15 protein-coding genes are annotated in these 15,629 nt (G+C 66.8%); 13 read left to right on the plus strand and 2 right to left on the minus strand.

Translation table 11 applies throughout. The features are described 5' to 3' along the window. Nucleotides 1-95 precede the first annotated feature (95 nt). The 6 genes from VX037_RS05430 (at nt 96) to VX037_RS05455 (ending at nt 6,595) form a co-directional block, all read left to right on the plus strand. On the plus strand, nt 96-1,127 hold the full coding sequence (locus VX037_RS05430; RefSeq protein ID WP_328713520.1) for an isopenicillin N synthase family dioxygenase: 1,032 nt from the start codon (nt 96-98) through the stop codon (nt 1,125-1,127). A 55-nt stretch (nt 1,128-1,182) separates the two neighbouring features. Then, complete coding sequence (locus VX037_RS05435; protein ID WP_287015403.1) at nt 1,183-1,860, plus strand: GntR family transcriptional regulator; 678 nt, start codon at nt 1,183-1,185, stop codon at nt 1,858-1,860. A gap of 304 nt (nt 1,861-2,164) precedes the next feature. Then, nucleotides 2,165-3,790 (plus strand): chaperonin GroEL, encoded by a 1,626-nt coding sequence (gene groL / locus VX037_RS05440; protein ID WP_235723923.1) that lies wholly within the window; start codon nt 2,165-2,167, stop codon nt 3,788-3,790. A gap of 225 nt (nt 3,791-4,015) precedes the next feature. Further along, complete coding sequence (locus VX037_RS05445) at nt 4,016-4,801, plus strand: glycoside hydrolase family 16 protein (protein ID WP_235723924.1); 786 nt, start codon at nt 4,016-4,018, stop codon at nt 4,799-4,801. Nucleotides 4,802-4,838: 37 nt separating this feature from the next. Further along, a complete protein-coding gene (locus tag VX037_RS05450) occupies nt 4,839-5,648 on the plus strand; it encodes a tyrosine-protein phosphatase (RefSeq protein WP_235723925.1) in 810 nt (269 codons plus the stop codon). 71 nt (nt 5,649-5,719) lie between these two features. Next, nucleotides 5,720-6,595 (plus strand): hypothetical protein, encoded by an 876-nt coding sequence (locus VX037_RS05455; RefSeq protein WP_235723926.1) that lies wholly within the window; start codon nt 5,720-5,722, stop codon nt 6,593-6,595. A gap of 62 nt (nt 6,596-6,657) precedes the next feature. Here the strand turns inward: VX037_RS05455 and VX037_RS05460 are convergent, their stop codons facing one another. Then, on the minus strand, nt 6,658-7,158 hold the full coding sequence (locus VX037_RS05460; RefSeq protein WP_235723927.1) for a PaaI family thioesterase: 501 nt from the start codon (nt 7,156-7,158) through the stop codon (nt 6,658-6,660). Nucleotides 7,159-7,205: 47 nt separating this feature from the next. On the opposite strand from VX037_RS05460, the gene VX037_RS05465 reads away from it, so the two are divergent. The 6 genes from VX037_RS05465 to VX037_RS05490 all read left to right on the plus strand — a co-directional run bounded on the left by VX037_RS05465 (nt 7,206) and on the right by VX037_RS05490 (nt 11,733). After that, entirely contained in the window at nt 7,206-7,811 is a 606-nt protein-coding gene (locus tag VX037_RS05465) for a TetR/AcrR family transcriptional regulator (RefSeq protein ID WP_235723928.1), read from the plus strand. Between the two features lie 113 nt (nt 7,812-7,924). Beyond that, entirely contained in the window at nt 7,925-8,602 is a 678-nt protein-coding gene (locus tag VX037_RS05470; RefSeq protein WP_266060337.1) for a DUF4166 domain-containing protein, read from the plus strand. Nucleotides 8,603-8,665: 63 nt separating this feature from the next. Continuing rightward, nucleotides 8,666-9,106 carry an SRPBCC family protein gene (locus VX037_RS05475; protein WP_328713521.1) on the plus strand — a complete coding sequence of 147 codons (441 nt, stop codon included), beginning with the start codon at nt 8,666-8,668 and terminating at the stop codon, nt 9,104-9,106. 125 nt (nt 9,107-9,231) lie between these two features. Next, complete coding sequence (locus VX037_RS05480; protein ID WP_235723933.1) at nt 9,232-9,750, plus strand: DUF6764 family protein; 519 nt, start codon at nt 9,232-9,234, stop codon at nt 9,748-9,750. Between the two features lie 159 nt (nt 9,751-9,909). After that, complete coding sequence (gene ppk2 / locus VX037_RS05485; protein ID WP_372475024.1) at nt 9,910-10,872, plus strand: polyphosphate kinase 2; 963 nt, start codon at nt 9,910-9,912, stop codon at nt 10,870-10,872. A gap of 42 nt (nt 10,873-10,914) precedes the next feature. After that, nucleotides 10,915-11,733 (plus strand): hypothetical protein, encoded by an 819-nt coding sequence (locus VX037_RS05490; RefSeq protein WP_266060340.1) that lies wholly within the window; start codon nt 10,915-10,917, stop codon nt 11,731-11,733. Between the two features lie 13 nt (nt 11,734-11,746). Here the strand turns inward: VX037_RS05490 and VX037_RS05495 are convergent, their stop codons facing one another. After that, entirely contained in the window at nt 11,747-13,813 is a 2,067-nt protein-coding gene (locus VX037_RS05495) for a prolyl oligopeptidase family serine peptidase (protein ID WP_328713522.1), read from the minus strand. Between the two features lie 192 nt (nt 13,814-14,005). On the opposite strand from VX037_RS05495, the gene VX037_RS05500 reads away from it, so the two are divergent. Next, nucleotides 14,006-15,628, plus strand: a complete 1,623-nt coding sequence (locus VX037_RS05500) for a serine hydrolase (protein WP_235724027.1) — start codon at nt 14,006-14,008, stop codon at nt 15,626-15,628. Nucleotide 15,629 lies beyond the last annotated feature (1 nt).

Here is a 15,629-nt window from a genome sequence, read left to right on the forward strand (position 1 = left end):
AGCGAGCTTGCGAGCGTCCCGCTGGTCCCTGAGGAGCGAGGCGCTGGCCGAGCGTCACGAAGGGCCGCCAACCAACGAAAACCAAGGAGGAGAACATGTTCACCGTCCCCACCATCGACATCTCCAGCTACGTCGACCCCGCCGGCGCACCGGCCGACCGCGCCCGAGTCGCCCGCGAACTCGACGACGCCTGCAGCACACTCGGGTTCGTACAGGTTGTCGGGCATGGCGTCGACGCCGCCACCATCGATGGTCTGACCGCGGCGCTCGATGAGTTCTACGCCCTGCCGCTGGAGGTGAAGAAGCGCTACACCCGGCCCGGCGAGAATCGCGGCTACAGTCCGCCCAAGAGTGAGTCGCTGAGCATGAGCCTCGGAGTCGCAGCGGCCAATCAGATGAACGATTTCTACGAGGCGTTCACCGTCGGTTCCGACCGCGGATGGTATGCCGAGAAGGATCTACCCGCCTCGAGCTATGCGGCCAACACGTGGCCCGACGCAGCACCCGCTTTCCGTCCGGGCGTCGAGGCCTGGTTCGACGCGGCGCGCACGGTGTCACGCGTCCTGCTGACCGCCTGCACCGATGCGCTCGGGCTGCCGGAGGGGTACTTCGACGAGCTGACCGATCACTCCATCGACGCTCTCAAGATGAACAATTACACGCTGCCCGAAGGCGAAATCGAACTCGCCGGCGAACTCACCGGCATGGGGGCGCACACCGACTTCGGCATCCTGACCGTGCTGTGGGCCGATCAGGTACCCGGTCTCCAGGTTCTCGGCGCGGATGGCGACTGGCATGACGTGCAGCCCGCCGACGGCGCGCTGTTGGTGAACCTCGGCGACGCGATGGCCCGCTGGACCAACGACCGGTGGCGTTCGACGGTACATCGCGTCGACCCACCCGTTGTCGACGGCCGCATCATCATTCGGCGGTCGGCGGCCTTCTTCTTCGACGGCAACCACGACGCGCTCATCGAGACGCTGCCCGGTTGCGCGAGCGCCGAGCGTCCCGGGTATCCGCCGATCACCGTCGCCGAGAACATCGACGCCAAACTCGCCGGGATGAAGTCGGGGGTGGCCCCGGAGTTCGCCGACCGCGAAGCGCAGCGCGTGATGGCCGCACGATGACCGGCATCCACCGCCGATCAGTCACAATCGACGCATCGACCACCACGGACAGAACATGAGCATCCCCGACAGCCTGCAGGCGCTGCGGTCACCCGGCGCCGACGGTGCGCTGTTGACGCAGGCAGTACTGCGCCAGCTGCGCGACGAGATCTTCTCCGGAACGTTGGAAGCGGGCACCTCCCTGTCGGTGCCCGGCCTCGCGGCTCGGCTGGAGGTGTCGCGGAGCCCCGTGCGTGAGGCGGTGCAACAACTCGTCGTCGACGGACTGGCGGTCTACACACCGCGCGCGGGGGCGAAGGTGGCCCACCTCGACGACGACATGCTGCGCCACGTCTTCCAGGTACGCGAGGTGCTCGACGGTCTCGCAGCCCGGGAGGCGACCACCCGGGTGACCCTTGCCGACCTCGGTGAGCTGTGGGAACGGGTCCGCGAGCAGGAGTCCTATCTGCAGACCCCGGCCGATCATCGTCGCGATGCCGATCTGGACCTGGACTTCCACACCGCGGTGCGCGCCCACTCAGGTAACAAACCCTTGTGTGACGCCCTGTTCCGCCTGGACACACAGACACATCTGTATCGGTCGGACATGTGGAGCCACGACGTCAACCGGCGGCTCGCGGTGGCCGAGCACCGGCGCATCGTCGGCGCGCTGGAAGCGGGGGACGCCGACGAGGCCGAGCGCGCCGCGAAGGCGCATGCCGCCGGTGTGTTGGTCCGGTTGCTGCGCAAGTGAGCGGTGCCGCCCTGGTTCCGCGCACCCGTCGCGTTGGCGCGCATGTCGCGACGTGCGCGGCGTCATGTCGACCGTGCGGTTGTGTCGCAGAAGGTCAGGGGCATCTCTGGCCGCTCGGCCCGAGAGGTCGCCGGCCTTGCACTCGCCCTGCCCGAGTGCTAAAACGGTCTTTGGCACTCGCAAGCAGTGAGTGCCAGGTCGGGACGGTGAGATCGGTTCCGAATGACACACCGGTCGTCCGTCGCGGGCACCGAGTCCGGCCATAGATACCTGGTGTCACCCCCTATCGGAGGATCACTTACCCATGGCCAAGCAAATCGCGTTCGACGAAGAGGCCCGCCGCGGTCTCGAGCGTGGCCTCAACAGCCTCGCCGACGCAGTCAAGGTGACGTTGGGCCCCAAGGGCCGCAACGTCGTCCTGGAGAAGAAGTGGGGCGCCCCCACCATCACCAACGACGGTGTGTCCATCGCCAAGGAGATCGAGCTCGAGGATCCCTACGAGAAGATCGGCGCCGAGCTCGTCAAGGAAGTCGCCAAGAAGACCGACGATGTCGCAGGCGACGGCACCACCACCGCCACCGTTCTCGCCCAGGCTCTCGTGCGTGAGGGCCTGCGCAACGTCGCTGCCGGCGCCAACCCGATGGGTCTGAAGCGCGGCATCGAGAAGGCCACCGAGGCCGTCACCGAGTCGCTGCTCAAGAGCGCCAAGGAGGTCGAGACCAAGGAACAGATCGCTGCCACCGCGGGCATCTCGGCCGGCGACCCGTCCATCGGCGAGCTCATCGCCGAGGCAATGGACAAGGTCGGCAAGGAAGGCGTCATCACGGTCGAGGAGGCTCAGACCTTCGGCCTGCAGCTCGAGCTCACCGAGGGCATGCGCTTCGACAAGGGCTACATCTCGGGCTACTTCGTCACCGACGCCGATCGTCAGGAAGCGGTCCTCGAGGACCCGTACATCCTGCTCGTGTCGGGCAAGGTCTCGACCGTCAAGGATCTGCTGCCGCTGCTGGAGAAGGTCATCCAGGCCGGCAAGCCGCTGCTGATCATCGCCGAGGACGTCGAGGGCGAAGCCCTGTCGACCCTGGTCGTCAACAAGATCCGCGGCACCTTCAAGTCCGTCGCCGTCAAGGCCCCGGGCTTCGGTGACCGTCGCAAGGCCATGCTGGCCGACATCGCCATCCTCACCGGTGGCGAGGTCATCAGCGAAGAGGTCGGCCTGTCGCTGGAGAGCGCCGGCATCGAGCTGCTCGGCACCGCTCGCAAGGTCGTCGTGACCAAGGACGAGACCACCATCGTCGACGGGTCGGGCGATGCCGACGCGATCGCCGGTCGCGTGGCGCAGATCCGCAGCGAGATCGAGAACAGCGACTCCGACTACGACCGCGAGAAGCTGCAGGAGCGTCTGGCCAAGCTGGCCGGCGGTGTTGCGGTCATCAAGGCGGGCGCGGCCACCGAGGTCGAGCTCAAGGAGCGCAAGCACCGCATCGAGGACGCCGTGCGCAACGCGAAGGCTGCCGTCGAAGAGGGCATCGTCGCCGGCGGTGGCGTGGCCCTGCTGCAGTCCGAATCGGCCATCGAGGGCATCTCGCTCACCGGTGACGAGGCCACCGGCGCCAACATCGTCAAGGTTGCGCTGTCGGCCCCGGCCAAGCAGATCGCGATCAACGCGGGTCTCGAGCCCGGCGTCGTCGCCGACAAGATCCTCAACTCGCCGAAGGGCACCGGCCTCAACGCCGCCACCGGCGCGTACGAGGACCTGCTGGCCGCCGGCATCAACGACCCGGTGAAGGTCACCCGATCGGCGCTGCAGAACGCAGCTTCGATCGCGGCGCTTTTCCTCACCACCGAGGCCGTCGTCGCCGACAAGCCGGAGAAGAACCCGGCCCCGGCCATGCCGGGCGGCGACGAGATGGGCGGAATGGGCTTCTGAGTCCAGCTCTCGTTTCGTAGCGAACAACCGAAGGCCGGTCACCCGACAGGGTGGCCGGCCTTCGGCGTGCCCGGTCGGTCTGTCGATCATTCGGGCCGCCGTGGCGTCGAGTGCAGGGAGGTGCCGACCGTGACTCGGTGTGCCTGCCCCACAATCGGTCTCAACGATCGTTGGGTTTCGGCGGCGATGCCCCACGGCGAAATCGGCCCTGCTACGTTCTCCGGTATGCCTAACCTAACTTTTCGTCTGCGGATTCGGGTCGCGGTCGGCGGTACCGTTGCCCTCCTGTTCGCCTCGATGTGCGCGGCGGTGGGATCGGGGTCTGCCCACGCATTTCCGTTCACCGGGTCGCTCGGTGGTTCGGGTACCTGCACCACGACGGCCGCCCAGACCCAGGGGTGGGGCAGCCCGGATCACTCCGACGACTTCACCAGCGCTGCCTCGCTCGACAATTGGCACCGATATGAGGGTGTCGGTCATGCGGGTAATGGTCGGCGTACCCCGGATGCGGTGACGGTGTCCGACGGCGCACTGGTGATCAGCGCCGACCTCGCCGGCAACAGCGGTGGCGTCACCCCGCGCTGGGGTGGCCGGCTTCACGGCCGGTGGGAGATCTGCGCCCGGTCCACGGTGGCCTCCACGGCGTGGACGCCCAACGCACTGCTGTGGCCCGACGCGGAGGACTGGCCCGCAGGAGGGGAGGTCAACTTCATGGAGATCCCGTATCCGCTGCGTGACAGCGTGGACTACAACCTGCACTGGGGCAACAGTGACAACCTGGAACGGCACACGCGGTCGGTGGACGCCACCGCATGGCACAACTGGGCCGTCGAATGGACCCCGACCCACATCGCCGTGTTCCTCGACGGCGTCGAGTGGGCGCGAAGTTCCGACGTCAACCGCCTGCCACCGCGAGCCATGCACCTCGCACTCCAATTGGACAACTACGGCGGCGTCACCTTCCCGACCGGGTCGCTCTACGTGGACCGGGTCGCGGAGTACCCGTTGTAGTCTGCGCGTGTTCACGCGGGTCTGCGACGATGAGACGATGACCGAACACAGTGTCGACCGCCTCGATCTCACCACCGTCGCCAACTTTCGCGACCTCGGCGGCTGGGAGGGCGTCGATGGCCGGCGCGTGACGTCTGGCCGCGTCTATCGATCCGCCGCCCTGCACGACGCCTCGGAGACCGATCGCGCCTTTCTGGCCGGGCTCGGCATCCGCACGATCTACGATCTGCGCTCGGTGGCCGAATCCGAGGCGGAACCTGATCTGGTTCTCGACGGTGTGGCCGGAGTGCACCTCGACGTTCTGGCCGACGCCGAGACGGTGAGTGCTCCCGACAACCTGGACAAGGTGCTCTCCGACCCGGAGACCGTGGCCGCGGCCAATGAGAAACTCGCCGACGGTAGCGGTGTCGAACACATGCTGGGGGCCTACCGGGAACTGGTGAACCTGCCCAGTGCCCTGCGCTCCTACCGGACCCTGTTCACCGGTCTCCTCGAAGGGTCGCCGGCGCTGTTCCACTGCACCGCCGGCAAGGACCGGACCGGCTGGGCCGCAGCATCATTCCTGACACTCCTCGGGGTGTCGCGGGACGCGGTCTACGAGGACTACCTGCTCACCAACGATATGTTCCTGCCGGCCATCGGGCATGTCTTCGATGGTTTCGAGGCCGCCGGTGGCGATCCCGACCTGCTGCGTCCACTGCTCGGGGTGCAGGCGGCCTACCTCGACGCCGCGTTCGCCGAACTGCAGGATCGGTTCGGGAACATCGAGAACTACTTCGCCGACGGTCTCGGGGTGGACGCTGCCGCTCAGCACGCGCTGCGTGAGCGCTACCTCGACGCCGACTGACCCGGCAACGGCGGCAGCCAAACCACGCGAATGTGCCGCGTAGGCGGACCGGCCGCAATAATATTCGCGATGTGACATCCTCATCCGGAGCCGGGTCGGTTCCGCGTCGCAGAGGCGCATCGTTGGTGCGTGCGTTCGTGAACTCGCCACTGTCGGGCCTCGCCCCGTGGATCGTGATGGCGTTGTTCAGTGGACCGGGCCGCTTCGAGGAGTCGGTGTCGGCCGCACTCGGTCTGGCGCTGCTGGTGATCTTCGCGAGTTGGCGTCTGGGCAACTCGATCAAGTTGCTGGAGTGGTTCGACGCCGTCTTCTTCGGCGTGATGTGCGTGATCGGTCTGATTGCCTCGTCGTCGGTGATCGACTGGCTGGAGCTGTGGGGCGGTGAACTCGTCAACATCGCCCTGGTGACGTTCGCGCTCTTCTCGGTGGTGATCCGGCGTCCGTTCACCATCGAGTACGCCAAGGAGCAGACACCCGAGGAGTTCTGGGACTCACCGATCTTCGTCCGGACCAACTATGTGATCACCTGGGCGTGGGTGGCCGCATTCGGGGTGTCGGCGATCGCCGGTCTGATCGGCGACGCCGTCCTGGACACGTCCGATAACTTCTGGACGGGCTGGATCATCCAGATCGGCGCGACGGTGTTCGCCATCGCGTTCACCGAGTTCTACCCCGACTACGGCCCGCCGAAGGCGATGGCGGAGATGGGCCTCGCCACCGAACCGCCCGTCTCTGTGGCGAGGTTGTTCGACTGGCTGCCGGTCTTCGTCCTGATCGTCGGGATCGCCGGGCTCGTCACCGATTCCATTTCCAGCGTCCTGGGGTGGATTCTGATCGTGGTGGGTGCGGTGGGGATCAAGCTGATGCGGGTGTTCTTCCCGGACGAACCGAAGCCCGGTGCCGGGGAGACCGATGCGTCGGCCGGCGGAGTGTCGGCGCAGCAGTGACCGCGTCGCACCGACCGGTCGCTTAGCACCGACCGCTTAGCACCGACCGCGGCCGCCCATGCTCAGCGAAAGACGATGCAGGTGGTCGTGCCGTGTGCGACGAGTTTGCCGTCGTGGGAGAACACTTTGCCTTCGGCGGTCGCGGTGCGTCCACCGGCATGGATCACGGTGCCGGTCGCGGTCAGCTCACCTGCGTCGGTCGCGACCGCCCGGATGTAATTGATCTTCAGTTCCAGCGTCGTGTAGCCGACGCCCGCGGGCAGCGTGGTGTGCACCGCGCACCCCATAACGGAATCGAGCAAGGTCGCGCAGATTCCGCCGTGCACCGTGCCGAGCGGGTTGGCGAAGTCGGGTTGCGGTGTCACCGTGAAGGTCACCGTGCCCTCGTCGATCTGCTTCGGGACCATCCCGAGGAGTCGTCCGATGCTGGGTCGCGCGTCCCGGTCGGGATCGGACTGCCACGCGCGGAGCAGGTCGAGTCCCGACATCGAGAGCGGATCGGTGGCGGTTGCGGCTTCCGGCGAAGTCTGCGAGGTGGTCGTCATGATTATGTATGGTTGCATAGAAGCGTCCGATTATGAAGGCCTGCATAGTCGAGGGAGTGTGAGCGATGACAACCGACTCGACGTCGGTGCCTGCTGAGGCATCGGCCGGCCGGGGGCCACGGGAACGGATGGTGGTGCACGCCGCCGATCTGATCGGCCGCGACGGGGTGGCCGCGACGTCGATCGGTGACGTCATCGCCGCCAGCTCGGCGCCGCGCGGTTCCATCTATCACCACTTCCCGGGTGGCAAGACGCAGCTGATGACCGAGGCGGTGCGTCACGCGGGCGATTTCATCTCGCATCGGATCAGCCGTGAGCGGTCGGCGACACCTGCTGCGGCCGTCGGCGAGATCGGCGACATCTGGCGGCGAATGCTGGTCACCACCGATTTCGAATTCGGGTGCCCGGTCCTGGCCGGCGGGCTGGCGCGCCGTTCGGAGCCCGAGGTCGCCGACGAGGCCGAGGAGATCTTCGGTCGCTGGACCCGGCAGATCGCCGCCCGTCTGGTGCACGAGGGTGTAGAGGCGGATCGGGCGGACTCCCTGGCGCAGTTGATCATCGCCGCCATCGAGGGGGCAGTCGGGCTCTGTCAGACCCAGCGCAGCGTCGAACCACTGGATCGGGTGATCGACGAACTGGCCCGACTGTGCGACAGTGCGGCAGGGCGATAGTCCAGGCCCGACGTGACCGGGACCACTGTCATCGCGTAGGTTCTTTCCCCAATGGCACGAGGTGTCGTCGGATGGAGACGGCGATGCGCAGGTGATTCGGGGAGGGTGACGTCATGGCGCCGGTGTACCGGCAGATCCTGGGCTCGGACTTCGACCGCCTGCACCCCAACGTGGCGTGGCGCTACAGCATCGACTCGACGTCGGGTGTGGCGCAGGTGGCCACCGGGATCTATGAATCGGTGTATGTGACCTCCGCGCTCCCGCCGCCGTTCTTCTGGCACTACGCGAAACGTAATGCCCTGCCACCCAAGAGCAGTCGGATGGTGCCGTTCACGCAAGGTCACTACTGCTACGTCGACGAGTTGGAGCGTGAATGTCTCGCCGTGCTGCGTGCATTCCAGTACACCAACGGCACGCGGAACCTGAACTCGCTGCTGGTGTCCGGTCGGGGCGGCCTCGTCGACTATTTCGGTGATGGTCCCGAGTTGCTCTATCCCATCGAGCCGTCGGTCACCGCCGCGGGCGAGCTGCTGCTGGAGAGTGGTCCGATGCGGTGGCTCGGACGTGGCCCGAAGATCGGCATGAAGGGTATGTTCGCCACCCAGATGAAGTACATCGAAGGGTGGGACGAGTCGCGGCAACGGTTCCGGTGCGATGCGACGGTCCGCAACCCAGTGATCGGTGAGATCTTGCATTTCCGCGGCTGGTTCACTGCGACCGACCAGGCATGCACCCTGCGTGACATCCCGGACGAGGCATGGCCCCTCAATCTCGTCGACCGCGAGACCTGACCGGAAACACCGGTGTATCGGGTTCGTCCTCTCCCGCTGATTGCGGAGGGTAGGTTCTCTGCCATGGCTGTCTCCGCGAAAACCGAATTCGATGTAGCCGCGCCCCCGTCCGTCGTGATGGAGGTCCTCATGGACATAGAGTCCCTGCCCGACTGGTCGGGTCCGCACCGGGAAGCCGAGATCCTCAGCGAGCACGACGACGGGTCGCCGCACGAGGTGCGGGTCGTGGTGACGGCCGCGGGGATTTCCGACGAGCAGACCCTCAAGTACAGCTGGACCGAACAGAGCTGCACGTGGGATCTGGTCAAGGCCAATCAGCTCAGCGAACAGCACGGCGTCTACGTCATCACCGAGACCGAAGAAGGCTCGCACATCGAGTTCACCCTCGACGTCGAGTTGAAGATCAAACTGCCCGGGATGATCGTCAAACGGGCCCAGAAGATGGCCGTCGACACCGCACGCAAAGGACTCACGGCCGAGGTCGAACGGCGCTCTTCGGACTAATCGGGCGGTGGGCGCCGTACCGGCGACTCGCAGTCGACCCCGGGCGTACGAGCCGCCGCCGGATGGGTACTCTTTCCCCACGTGCCGGGTCGGTGCGTTCGGGGCGATCGAGGAGTCGAATGCTAATGCGTATCAACAAACTTCGGATTCGTGCGGCGGCCGTCGTGCTCGGCGGCGGAGTGCTGGCGGCGATGGCGGCATTCGGCGGCGGGACGGCCGACGCAGCGACGACGTGTTCGGCATCCAACGGTCACCAGATCGAGCGCACCGTCGGCCACGGCGGCTGCGGGGCGAAAGCCGGCCCCGGCAGCACCGCCTTCGCCGAGGACTCCAGCGATGCAGGCACTGCGGTGGCGGTTGCCGACAAGGGTGGCAATTCCACGGCCCGTAATCTGCAGCCCGGTTCCACCGCCCTCGCCGGCGCCTCGACCGGGGGCACCGCGTTCTCGGTGACCACCGGACCCAAGGCATTCTCGGTCGCCCAGGCACGTCAGGGTGGCACAACGGTGGCCATCGGGGGATGGGGCGGACAGGCAGTCGCCGGCCCCGACGGCACCATGTGCCAGGGCGGATTCGCGACGGCTTTCGACAGCACCACCGGCAAAGCCTGCCTGCGCTCGGGAACCATCGACCTGCGCAACTGAGTGCCCTCACCCCTGGTCCCCGAGGAGCCCGGCGCTTGCGAGCGTCACGAAGGGCCGCCCTTCGTGACACTCGGCTGGCGCCTCGTTCCTCAGGGAGCGGGCGTGGCCCGTTTACCTTGTCGCCACGCGACGTTTGACGGCTGCGCATATCGTTGAGACGTGACCGAGACACACGATCCTGTACTGAGTACCTCGGCCGAGCCCGGCCCGGATTTCAGCGTGATGAACGGGCGAGAGGCGCTCCAGCGGCTCGTCGACCTGCGCGACACCACGCAGTTCACGGTCAACGACGACGATGATGACGACCCCGTCCTGTTGACGCTGCCCGAACGCAATGTCGTCGACACCTGGCGGCAGGACTATCCGTACGACGAACGGATGAGTCGGCGTGAGTACGAGGTGACCAAACGTCGCCTGCAGATCGAGCTGTTGAAGTTGCAGAAGTGGTCCAAGCAGACCGGGCAGCGGCACCTGCTGGTGTTCGAAGGCCGCGACGCCGCCGGTAAGGGCGGCACCATCAAACGGTTCAACGAGCACCTCAACCCACGCGGTGCACGCACGATCGCACTGGAGAAGCCCAGCGAACGTGAGGCCACCGAATGGTACTTTCAGCGGTACGTGCAGCATCTCCCCGCAGCCGGTGAGATGGTGTTCTTCGACCGTTCCTGGTACAACCGCGCCGGCGTCGAGCGGGTGATGGGTTTCTGCACCCAGGAGCAGTACACCCAGTTCATGCACCAGGTGCCCGCATTCGAGCGGATGCTGGTCGACGACGGCATCAACCTGGTGAAATTCTGGTTCTCGGTGACCCCGCTCGAGCAGCGCACCCGCTTCGCGATCCGCCAGATCGATCCGGTGAGGCAGTGGAAACTCTCACCGATGGACCTTGCGTCGCTGGACAAATGGGAGGCGTACACCGCCGCCAAGGAGGCGATGTTCGCGGCCACCGACACCGACCACGCGCCCTGGACCGTGGTCAAGAGCAACGACAAGAAGCGGGCCCGGATCAACGCGATGCGTCACGTGCTGAGCCTGTTCGAGTACGAGGGCAAGAACACCGAACTCGTCGGCGCCCCAGACCCGTTGCTGGTCGGACGCGCCCGCGACCTGGTCGGGGAGTAGGCGTCAACGGTCGTCGGCGACGGCGTCGGTAGCCTCGTGGGCGTGCGGACTTTCCTCAGTGGGTTGTTGACCGTGGTGGCGATGGTGGCGATCGTCGTCGCCTTCCCGTCGCTGTGGGTCAAGGAGCGACTCGTCGATTCCGAGGGCTTCGTGGCGACCATCACGCCGATGGCGCAGAACGAGCAGGTACAGGACTACCTGGCGGGTCAGATCGCCGACAGTGTCGCCGAGGAGGTCGGCATCGCGGCGACGGCCCCGGTCGTGGAGCCGGCGGCCCGCGCCTACACGCACAGCGACGCGTTCGAGGCCGATTTCGTCGACGTGGTGTCCCAGCAGCATGCGTGGTTGTTCGATGAGCCGCCGGCCGGATCGGACACCACGACGATGCAGCTCGACATCACCGACATGGTCAACCGGGTGATCGCGCAGACCGGCGTGGACGCGCGCGTCTCCGGCCCGATCCTGGTGCCGCTGAGCGGTAGTGGCGGTGCGGGATTGGAGGCGGGTCGCTATCACGAGGTCGGCCGGCAGATCACCGCGATGGCCTACGCGTCCTTGGCGGTGGCGATCGCCGCCGGAGTGCTCGCGTTGCTCTTCGCTCGGCGCCGGTCGGTCGTGCTGGCCTGGCTGGGTGTCGCCGTCGTGGTCTCGGCGGTGTTCGCCTGGGCGGTGGCGTTGTTCTTCTCCGATCGCGCCAAGGCCGAGGTCGAGGCCGCCGAAGAAGGCGGCCGCGAGGTGTCCGCGGTGATCATCGACGGCGCCGCATCCGACCTGCAGGACCTGGCGCTGGTCGTCGGGGGCATCGGTGTCGGGGTGGTCATCCTCGGCGTCATCGGGCGGCTCGCGAGCGGTCGCCGCTGACCGCCCGGCCCGATCACCCGTCGCCGAGCGCCCGCCACAAGAACTCGTAGGCCAACGCCGACTTGAATGCCGCCTGCTTGTTGTCGGCGGCGCCACCGTGTCCGCCCTCGATGTTCTCGTAGTAGGCGACGGCGTGCCCGAGTTCCTCCAACCGCGCCACCAGTTTTCGGGCGTGGCCGGGGTGGACCCGGTCGTCACGGGTCGAGGTGGTGACCAACAACTGCGGGTACTCAGCGTCGGCCCGGAGATTCTGATACGGCGAGAACGGTTCCATGAACGCCCACTGCTCGGGATCGTCGGGGTCGCCGTACTCGGCCACCCACGACGCCCCGGCCAGCAGCAGATGGAACCGCCGCATGTCGATCAACGGGACCTGGCACACCAACGCGCCGAACAGGTCCGGATAGCGGGTCAGCATGACGCCCATGAGCAGTCCACCGTTGGAACCGCCTTGCGCACCCAACTGCCGCGGGGTGGTGAGTCCTTCGGCGACCAAAGCCGCGGCCACGCTCGAGAAATCCTCGTACACCTTGTGCCGTCCGGCCTTCTGCGCCTGGGTGTGCCACGACGGGCCGTACTCGCCGCCGCCGCGGATGTTGGCGATGACGTAGATGCCGCCACGGGCCACCCAGCCGCGCCCAGCGATCGCCATGTAGCCGGGGGTCAGCGAATTCTCGAAGCCGCCGTAGCCGTACAGCAGTGTCGGCCCCGACGTCACGTCGGATCGGCGCACCACGAAGTATGGGACGGTGGTGCCGTCATCGGACGTGGCGAAGCGTTGTTCGGCCACCACGTCGGCGGAGTCGAAGAACGCCGGCGACTGCTTGATGACCTCGGCGGCGGCCCCCGACTGCCCGTAGAGCAAGCTCGGCGGCGTGGTGAACGAACTCGCCGACCAGAAGATCTCGTCGCTCTCGTCGGGGTCGGTGTCGAGCACGGAGATCGTCGCCAACTCGGGCAGACCCGGGGTCTCGATCGGTGCCCAGTCACCCAACGACAACGTCGTGATCTCGGTCTGCACGTCGCGCAGGGTGGTCAGGATCAGATGGGACCGCGTGAAGGAGTAGTCGGCGAGACTGGTGTGGGCGTCGGGGGTGAACAGCACGGTCGCCGTCCGGCCCCCGTCGAGGTACTCCGCGTAGTCGAACACCAGCAGGCTGCCCGACGCGAAGGTCTGCTCTCCGAGGACCCACTCCGATCGCGGCATCACCAGCAGCCAGTCCAGTCGCACCGCCGAATGCGCGTCGGTGGGGACGTCGATGGCGATGGCCTCGCCGTCGCGTAGTTCGTAGCGCAGCGAGTTGAAGAAGTCGGTGGCGCGACTGGCGAAATGCCGTTCGTAACCGGGGGTGCTGTCGTATCCGGCGCCGGCCGACACGTCGTCGACGAGACCGGCGAACACCTCGACAGCGTCGGAAAGCGGCGTGCCCCGGGTCCACCGCTTGGTGATCCGCGGATACCCCGACGTGGTGAGCGACGATGACCCGTCCGGCTGCGGGCCGAAATCGGTTCCCACGTAGACGGTGTCGCGATCGATCCACCCGATGCTCGACTTGTTCTCGGGCAGCACGAAACCGTCGGTGACCCACGACCTGGTGTCGATGTCGAACTCGCGGATCACGGTGGCGTCGGCGCCACCCCGCGACAACGACACCAGCGCGTGCCGGTAGTCGGGCCGCAGCACGGTGGCTCCTGCCCACACCCAGTTCTCGTCTTCGGCGGCGGCCAGCGCGTCGACGTCGATGAGCACATCCCATTGAGGTGCGTCGGAGCGATAGGAGTCCAGCGTCGTGCGGCGCCACAGCCCCTTGGGGTTGGTCGCATCGCGCCAGAAGTTGTACAGGTACTCCCCCCGACGACGGACGTACGGGATGCGGTCGTCGGTGTCGAGCACCTCGAGGGCCTCGGCCTCCAGCGCGGCGAACCGGTCGCCGGACCCGAGGTCGTCAACGGTCGGCTGGTTGTGCGCCCGGACCCAGTCGAGTGCGCGGTCACCGGTGACGTCCTCGAGCCAGAGGAACGGGTCGTCGCCCTGCGCAGAGGCGGCGGCGGTAGGTTCGGGGCCTGCGTTATCGCTCACCCGGCCAACCTAGCGCGAGTGCCGGAGTGGCGTCGTCGGGGTTATCGGCCGAACCCAAGCGCATGTGTCCGGAATGTCCGCGTCGACGTCGCGATGTCGTAGCCTGATGGGCGGGTCGGACAGCGTCATGCCCGCCGTGGCATGCAGAACAGGAAGCAGGTGCCCGTGGTGGTCGCCCTTGCCCGATCGCTCATGCGTCGACGCCCGGTCGGGGTGGTGACCTCGGCTCTCGTCGTCGCGGCCCTGGTGGCGGCCTGCGACACCGGCTCGAGCAGCGACGGCACAGCATCGTCGACGCCGCCTGCGTCCTCGAGTTCGGAAGCTCTCGCGAATCCGGCCGCCGAGGTGGCGCTGGCGTTGCCGGACAATGCGGTGGGTAGCGCCGTGGATCAGCTCGACGGTCTGGTCGAATCGCTGATGGAGTCCACCGAGATCCCCGGGATGGCGGTCGCGGTGGTGCACGGCGGAGACACCGTCTATGCCAAGGGCTTCGGGGTCACCGAGGTCGGCACCGACGGTGCGGTGGACGCCGACACCGTCTTTCCCCTCGCATCGATGTCCAAACCCATCGGGTCGACGGTGATCGCCAAGCTGGTCACCGACGACGTGATCAGCTGGGACACCCCGGTGGTGACCAATCTGCCCGGCTTCGCGCTGGCCGACCCGTGGGTCACCGACAACGTCACCATCGCCGACATGTACACACATCGTTCCGGGTTGCCCGAACATGCCGGCGACAAGCTCGAGGACATGGGTTACGACCGCCAACAGGTCCTGGACCGGCTGCGCTACATCCCGCTCGATCCGTTCCGGATCACCTACCACTACACCAACTTCGGTCTCACCGCCGCTGCTGAGTCGGCGGCGCGTAAAGCCGACTCGGATTGGGCGACGTTGTCGGAGAACTCGATCTACGAGCCCCTCGGGATGACGCACACCAGTTCACGGTTCAGCGATTTCGAAGGTGAACAAAACCGGGTGGTCGGCCACGTCAAGGTCGACGACGAATGGGTCACGACGCCCGCCCAGCGCGACCCCGATGCGCAATCGCCGGCCGGCGGTGTGTCGTCGTCGGTGAACGATCTGTCGCACTGGATGCGGATGCTGCTCGCCGACGGTGAGTACGACGGCACGCAGGTCGTCGCCGCCGACGCGCTGCTGCCCGCCGTGACCCCGCAGATCGCGTCGTCACCGGCAAAGACCCCCGACGAGCGTGCCGGCTTCTACGGGCACGGATTCAACGTCGGCGTCACCGAGGCCGGTCGCACCCAGTTCAGCCATTCCGGCGCGTTCGCGATGGGCGCGGGTACCACCTTCTTGGCGATTCCCTCCGCAGACGTCGCCATCGTCGCACTCTCCAACGCGGCACCGATCGGCGCGGTGGAGGCGCTGACCGGTGAATTCGCCGACCTCGTGCAGTTCGGTGAGATCCGCAACGACTGGCGCGACCTCTACGGACAGGCATTCGCACCGTATTCCGCGCCGACCGGTGACCTCGTCGGTGCTGAACAACCGCAGAACCCGGCGCCGGCGCAACCGCCGTCGACCTACGTCGGCACTTACCGCAACGACGTCTATGGTCCGGCCGAGATCCGCGACGAGGATGGGAAGCTGGTCCTCGCGATGGGGCCCGATGGCATCACCACCCACGAACTGCGCCACTGGGATGGCAACACCTACACCTTCACGCTGCGCAACGAGAACGCCGAACTCGGGTCGATCTCGAAGGTGTCCTTCGAACCGGAGGCGTCGCGGATGGTGATCGAGTACTACGACGACGACAGCAGCGATGGAGTATTCACCAAGGCTGAGTAGC

The organism is Gordonia sp. Z-3 (assembly GCF_036233855.1).
Classification (GTDB): Bacteria; Actinomycetota; Actinomycetes; order Mycobacteriales; family Mycobacteriaceae; genus Gordonia; species Gordonia tangerina.